The sequence below is a fragment of the Variovorax sp. OV700 genome (assembly GCF_900099805.1).
Classification (GTDB): Bacteria; Pseudomonadota; Gammaproteobacteria; order Burkholderiales; family Burkholderiaceae_C; genus Variovorax.
Genome location: NZ_FNDR01000026.1, coordinates 1 through 6,118, shown reverse-complemented (window position 1 = coordinate 6,118; position 6,118 = coordinate 1). Strand labels below are relative to the sequence as shown.

Annotated in this window: 7 protein-coding genes; 3 read left to right on the top strand and 4 right to left on the bottom strand. The window is 65.8% G+C overall.

Features of this window, described 5'->3' with window-relative positions:
• Nucleotides 1–100, bottom strand: a 100-nt coding sequence (locus BLR24_RS30090; RefSeq protein ID WP_139188819.1) for a hypothetical protein, incomplete at its 3' end; no start/stop codon positions are given.
• A gap of 438 nt (nucleotides 101–538) precedes the next feature.
• Here BLR24_RS30090 and BLR24_RS30085 point away from each other — a divergent pair.
• Nucleotides 539–1,195 (top strand): response regulator transcription factor, encoded by a 657-nt coding sequence (locus BLR24_RS30085; RefSeq protein ID WP_254787674.1) that lies wholly within the window; start codon nucleotides 539–541, stop codon nucleotides 1,193–1,195.
• 136 nt (nucleotides 1,196–1,331) lie between these two features.
• Complete coding sequence (locus tag BLR24_RS30080; RefSeq protein ID WP_093024335.1) at nucleotides 1,332–1,814, top strand: NUDIX hydrolase; 483 nt, start codon at nucleotides 1,332–1,334, stop codon at nucleotides 1,812–1,814.
• A 27-nt stretch (nucleotides 1,815–1,841) separates the two neighbouring features.
• On the opposite strand, the gene mnmA is transcribed toward BLR24_RS30080, so the two are convergent.
• The 3 genes from mnmA to BLR24_RS30065 form a co-directional block, all read right to left on the bottom strand.
• Nucleotides 1,842–2,963, bottom strand: coding sequence for a tRNA 2-thiouridine(34) synthase MnmA (mnmA, locus tag BLR24_RS30075; protein ID WP_093024333.1), 1,122 nt, complete (start codon nucleotides 2,961–2,963; stop codon nucleotides 1,842–1,844).
• A 49-nt stretch (nucleotides 2,964–3,012) separates the two neighbouring features.
• Nucleotides 3,013–3,999, bottom strand: a complete 987-nt coding sequence (locus tag BLR24_RS30070) for an LLM class flavin-dependent oxidoreductase (protein WP_093024331.1) — start codon at nucleotides 3,997–3,999, stop codon at nucleotides 3,013–3,015.
• Between the two features lie 69 nt (nucleotides 4,000–4,068).
• Nucleotides 4,069–4,674, bottom strand: coding sequence for a DUF6891 domain-containing protein (locus BLR24_RS30065; RefSeq protein WP_093024341.1), 606 nt, complete (start codon nucleotides 4,672–4,674; stop codon nucleotides 4,069–4,071).
• A 343-nt stretch (nucleotides 4,675–5,017) separates the two neighbouring features.
• Here BLR24_RS30065 and BLR24_RS30060 point away from each other — a divergent pair, with 343 nt between their 5' ends.
• Entirely contained in the window at nucleotides 5,018–6,046 is a 1,029-nt protein-coding gene (locus BLR24_RS30060) for a hypothetical protein (RefSeq protein ID WP_254787671.1), read from the top strand.
• The last annotated feature ends 72 nt before the right edge of the window (nucleotides 6,047–6,118 follow it).

Sequence of the window (6,118 nt, the reverse complement as noted above, 5' to 3'; positions counted from 1 at the left end):
GAACCGCGTGCCCCGTGGCGACAAGTTTTTTCACCGTCTCGGGCGTAACGGCCACACGGGTTTCGCCGGCCGTCGTCTCGGCAGGCACGCCTATCAGCATAGAGATCTCCTCAGGGCAAGGGCAATACGGAACGCGGGCAGAGCTTACAGCAAGATTACAGGCGCCACTGTCGCCTAAATCTGCATGTCGATTCGCCTCCTGATGACCGTCGTCATTGCATTTGCAGCTACATAAATGCTAGCGAGCGGCCAAATCTGAACCGTGCCCGCCGCGAGAGGCGGCCGTTTTATGCGAGGGACCGCCCTGGTCTGGCGCCCCAAAGAATGTCAATTATTTTTCATTTGTCGCCAAGTGCGCTCAATTTCTCCGAATATCGTCGATATCGTGCATTTATTGCGTGCGCCAGCGCCTTGGCGTCCAGGTAGATCGATAGACTTCCTTTTATTCGGCGGCGCGCAGAAGCTGTCAACATGAAGGGGCACGGAATTGCGTATTGCGGTACTTGATCACGAGGCCGACCAGGCTCTCAGCCACGCCATGGCGGGGTTTGGACACGAATGCCACCCGTACACCGAAGGGCGAATCCTTTTGCAGGACTTGCGCCGGCAGACCTTCGATCTCCTCATCCTGGATTGGCGTCTGCCCGACATCCCGGGCATCGATGTAGTGAGGTCGGTACGCAATGAGCTCAGGAGCCGATTGCCGATTCTTTTCGTCACCGACCCGCGCGGGGATGCCGATGCGGTCGATGGGCTCAACGCCGGTGCCGACGACTTCATGACCAATCCCGTTCGGGCCAACGAGCTCGAGGCCCGCGTCAACGCGTTGTTGCGCCGGTCCTATCCGTCCCAGCACGACGCGGAACTTGTGTTCGGCAACTACCACTTCTACCCGCAGGCGCGCACCCTCAAGGTCAGGGGCGTCAGGGTCGAACTGAAGAACCGCGAGTACGAACTGGCCTTGTTCCTGTTCCAGAACCTCGGCCGCATGCTCTCGCGCGAGCACTTGCACGAGGCCGTGTGGGGCGTCGGCGTGGAAGCCCTCTCGCGGTCGCTGGACACTCACGTTTCCCGCCTCCGAACCAAGCTGGGCCTGCGCCCCGAAAGCGGATTTCTGCTGCTGGCCATCTACGGGCTGGGCTACCGGCTGGAAGCCGTCGAGGCAAATATGCTGACGGAAAGCCTTTCGCGCTAAACGCAAGGCAGCAAGGGGGCGGCGCAGCCGTCCGCGTGTCGCCCGGCGCGGCCTGACAGGCGGCGGACTGACAGCTGGGGAATCTATCGAGCGATACTGTCTCCAATCGCTCTCTTTCCACTTGGCCGCGCGACATATGACGAAATTCCGCTGGAAACCCAACGTCACCGTGGCCGCGGTGATCGAGCAGGACGGCAAGTTCCTGCTGGTCGAGGAGCTCACGGCTCAGGGCCTCAGGCTCAACACGCCGGCGGGACACCTCGACCCCGGTGAATCGCCCATCGAAGGGTGTGCCCGCGAAACGCTCGAGGAAACCGCCCACGCCTTCACGCCTACCGCTTTGATCGGCATCTACATGGCTCGCTCGAGCCATCGGACGGGCAGGAACGAAGACGATGTGATCTACATGCGCTTTGCCTTTGCCGGCATTCTTGGTCCCCAGGAAACCGGGCGCGCCCTCGACGAAGGCATCGTGCGCACCGTCTGGATGAGCGCCGACGAAATCCGCGCCAGCGTGCCGCGGCATCGCAGTCCGCTGCTGCTGCAGTCCGTCGAAGACCATCTGGCCGGCCGGCGCTACCCGCTCGATCTGATCCACGTCCACGACTCGGTGCGCTGACGGCGGCCGCGCACCGGTTTCAGGCGGTCAGACGATGACTCCGCCGCCGAGGCAGCGCTCGCCGTCATAAAGCACGGCCGATTGTCCCGGCGTGACCGCCCATTGGGGTTCGCCGAAGCGCAGGCCGAAGACGCCCGCGGCATGGGCCTCGTCCTCCATCTCGTCCATCTGGCAGGCCGCATCGGCCTGCCGGTAGCGCGCCTTGGACCCGTAGCCGCCCGGCGCGGGCGCCTCGCCCGAGACCCAGCTCGCGTCCCCTGCGGTCAGCGCGGACGACAGCAGCCAAGGGTGGTCATGCCCTTGCACCACCCACAGTGTGTTCTTCTCGACGTCCTTGCGCGCCACGAACCATGGCGAATGGTCGCCCGAGCCGCGCTGCGCGCCCTTCTCCTTGACGCCGCCAATGCCCAGCCCCTGCCGCTGGCCCAGCGTGTAGAAGCTCAGGCCCTGGTGCTCGCCAAGCTTGCGGCCGCGGTCGTCCCTGATCGGCCCCGGCTCCTTCGAGATGTAGCGGTTGAGGAATTCGCGGAACGGCCGCTCGCCGATGAAGCAGATGCCGGTCGAGTCCTTCTTCTTGGCGTTGGGCAGGCCGATTTCTTCTGCGATGCGGCGCACCTCGGTCTTGTGCAGTTCGCCCACGGGGAACAGCGTCTTCGAAAGCTGCGCCTGATTCAGCCGGTGCAGGAAGTAGCTCTGGTCCTTGGACGGATCGAGCCCCTTGAGCAGTTCGTGCTTGCCCGTGGCTTCGTTCAGCCGCACGCGGGCGTAGTGGCCGGTGGCGATCTTCTCGGCACCCAGGCGCATGGCGTGGTCGAGAAAGGCCTTGAACTTGATCTCGGCATTGCACAGCACGTCGGGGTTGGGCGTGCGGCCGGCCTTGTACTCGCGCAGGAACTCGGCGAACACGCGGTCCTTGTAGTCGGCCGCGAAATTGACGTGCTCGATTTCGATGCCCAGCACGTCGGCCACGGCGGCCGCGTCCACGAAGTCGATGTTCGACGAGCAGTATTCGCTGTCGTCGTCATCTTCCCAGTTCTTCATGAAGATGCCGACCACCTCGTGCCCCTGCTGCTTGAGCAGGTGCGCCGTCACGGCGGAATCGACCCCGCCGCTCAGTCCCACCACGATCCGTTGCTTTGCTGCTGCCATAAGCCCGCCATTGTCCCAGCCCCGTGCCAGGCCCGGCGGCGTGGGGGAATCAGCCTTGGCCGCGCAATTCCGCCAACAGTTCGTAGGAGCGCAGCCGCGCCACGTGGTCGAACACCTGCGACGTGATCATCAGCTCGTCGGCGCCCGTGCGTTCAATGAAGGCCTGCACGCCTTCGCGCACCTTGGCGGGAGAACCCACGGCCGAACAGGAGAGCACCGAATCGAGCAGCGCGTTCTCCGCCGGGCCCACTTTCTGCCGATACCCTTCCACGGGCGGCGGCAAGCGCCCGGGCCGGCCGCTGCGCAGGTTCACGAAGGCCTGCTGCCATGATGTGGCGCGAAATTCCGCCTCTTCGTCGGTGTCGGCCACGAACACGTTGAAGCCCAGCATCACGTGCGGTTTCTGCAGTTGCGCCGATGGCTTGAAGGTCTCGCGGTAGATCTGGATCGCCTGCATCAGTTGCTGCGGCGCGAAGTGCGAGGCAAAGGCGTAGGGCAAGCCCAGGTGCGCAGCCAGCTGCGCGCCGAAGGTGCTCGAGCCGAGAATCCACACCGGCACCTCGAGCCCCGCGCCAGGCACCGCGCGCACGGGTTGCTGCGGCGTCCTGGACATGAAGTCCATCAGCTCGACCACGTCCTGCGGAAACTGGTCGGCATCGGATTCGAGATTGCGGCGCAAGGCGCGCGCGGTGCGCTGGTCGGAGCCGGGCGCGCGGCCCAGGCCGAGGTCGATGCGCCCCGGGTACAGCGACTCCAGCGTGCCGAACTGTTCCGCGATCACCAGCGGCGAATGATTGGGCAGCATCACGCCGCCGGCGCCAATCCGAATCGTCGACGTGCCGGCGCCAACGTAGGCAAGCAGCACCGCGGTGGCTGCGCTGGCGATACCCGGCATCCCGTGGTGCTCGGCCAGCCAGTAGCGCCGGTAGCCCAGCTTCTCTCCGTGCTGCGCGAGCGAGAGCGAGTTGCGGAACGACTGTGCGGCGTCGCTGCCTTCGGTGATCGGGGAGAGGTCGAGGATCGAGAACGGAATCATGGGCCGGATGATCGCGCGATCCGGCGGTCCTTGCTGGTGCAGGCTATTGCGTGCTCTGCTAGGCGGCGCTCACGCCGACGGGCTTCGCTTGCGCCACTGGCCCAGGCGGGCCTCGATGCGCTCGTCGATGTTGCCGCTCCATTGCGCACCGAAGCCGGCCGCGCGCAGCAGCTCGACGATGCGCTGTCCGACCAAGACTGTATTCGCCTCGCGCTGGTCGATCTCCGGGATCATGCCGCCGCTGAACGCCAGGTGCAGGCGGCCCGTGCGTACGGCGGCATCGAGATCCTGCGAGTGATAGAAGCAGCAGCCGCGAATGCCGGAGGCGAGCCGTCCCACGGCGCGCCACTGCTCGCGGACGTCGTCGTGGCCATCGGCCAGCGAGTTGCCCGCGCGGTGCAGCGCAATGACTTTCTCGCTGCGCAACTGCGCGAACACCGCCTCGAGCCTATCGTATTCGGTCTGCGCGGGCCAGTCGGCCTCGGCGGCACGCTTGGCTGCGCAGGCGCGGGCGGCTTCGGCCTTGACCCAGGCGCGGTCCTCGGCCGTGAGCCCGTCGGGGTCGAGGTACTCGTCGGTGACCATCCATTCGATGTCGCCGTCCGGATGGAAGCCGGACCACACCAGGTCGTGAATGCGTTGGCGCGTGTCTTCGGGGTTTAGCGTAAGTGCCATGCGAGCTCGGTTCAGCGCGCTCGGCGCTTGAAGACTCGCGCGGCCGCTGCCGATGCGCGCCTGGACGGCATCGGCGTCGAACTGGCCGGCGACTTTTTCAAAACTCGGGTGCAGGTCACGTCGTGGATGCTTTGCGTACCGGGCGCCCATCAAACCCACGGTCGATTCAGGCCCTGCAGCAGCAGATACATCGTAACGGGCCGTAGTGAAACCGCGGCATCCGCCGAGGGGAACCGCCGCCGGTTTGTAATGCGAAAGCATTTGCCCGCGTGGCGAATCAGCCACGGCGGATCTGCCGGGTGGTGGATAGGTATGCTCGGCGCCTCTCTCCCCTTCGCTCCAAATGGCCCGGCTTCATCCGTCCGTCGCGTTGATTGCCCACCTGTCCGGACACTCGCCAAGCTATGGCCTTGTCTCGTCCGACGGCCGCTATCAGGCCGTGGAAGTCGGCGGCAGCACCTTGATCGTCGACCTGCACAAACGGCGGCACCACCGGGCGTCCGGCGTGTACCCGCGCGGTTTCGAAGGCACCGCGCTGGAAGTGGAGGGCGAGGAAACAGCCACGGCCTACCTGCCCGCCTGGACCGATCTCCAACACATCTCTCTCGACAACACGCCAGCGGATTTCTGGTCGCCATGGCCCGACCCGCGCATGGCCGGCGCGGCTCCGCTGGCAGAGGTGCGTCCGGCCGAATGGACCTCGGGCGCACCGCCCGTCACGGAACGCGTGCCCCGGTCGGCCGGCGACTGGATCGCGTGGCTGGTCGCGCTGGCCGTGCTGGTTTTCTTTGTGCTCTTCGGGTTCAACGCCATCACCTGGGCACTGGCCGGCGGGTGGCAGTGGCTCTGGCTGGCGGTCGGCCTGCCGGTGTTTGGCATCTTCTCGGTATTGACGGTGGTCTTCGTCGTGACGACGCTGCGCGAGCGCCGCCGGGTGCGCATCGCGCTGCAAGACCTGTCGCTGGAGCGCGGCGAAGGCTTTCGGGTCGGCGAACCGCTCGAACTGTGGCTGCTGGGCACCGTGCCCGCACCGCAGGCCGGCGAGCGCACGGCAGCGCCGGAACGCATCGGCGCGCGGCTGATGCGGCAATCGGTTCGCAGCGACCCCGATGGCGGCTGGACATGGGTGGACGAATGCTGCGACGAAACCGTGATGACCTGCGATCAGACCGCGCGCGCAGGCCGGGTGTGCTTTGCCGGCGAGCTTTGTGCGCACGCCGCGCCGGGCGATGCGAGCCAGGACGCGTCGGCGCAGTGGTCGGTCGAGCTGCACGATCCGGCAGAGGTAGACGGCGTGCCCTTCTTCGTCGCGCGCCTCCGATTGCTGCCTGCGCGGGCAATGGACAAATTGACCCGTCCTGCCATAGGTTGACACCTATGAAGGACATATAACCGGCTTGATCCAGCCGGCCAGAGACGCCCGATGAACTTCATCGGGCGTTTT

Bases quoted from the DNA above. Each gene is read 5' to 3' on its own strand.
- BLR24_RS30085 (WP_254787674.1), top strand. From the start codon at position 539: ATGGCGGGGTTTGGACACGAATGCCACCCGTACACCGAAGGGCGAATC.
- BLR24_RS30080 (WP_093024335.1), top strand. From the start codon at position 1,332: ATGACGAAATTCCGCTGGAAACCCAACGTCACCGTGGCCGCGGTGATC.
- mnmA (WP_093024333.1), bottom strand. From the start codon at position 2,963: ATGGCAGCAGCAAAGCAACGGATCGTGGTGGGACTGAGCGGCGGGGTC.
- BLR24_RS30070 (WP_093024331.1), bottom strand. From the start codon at position 3,999: ATGATTCCGTTCTCGATCCTCGACCTCTCCCCGATCACCGAAGGCAGC.
- BLR24_RS30065 (WP_093024341.1), bottom strand. From the start codon at position 4,674: ATGGCACTTACGCTAAACCCCGAAGACACGCGCCAACGCATTCACGAC.
- BLR24_RS30060 (WP_254787671.1), top strand. From the start codon at position 5,018: ATGGCCCGGCTTCATCCGTCCGTCGCGTTGATTGCCCACCTGTCCGGA.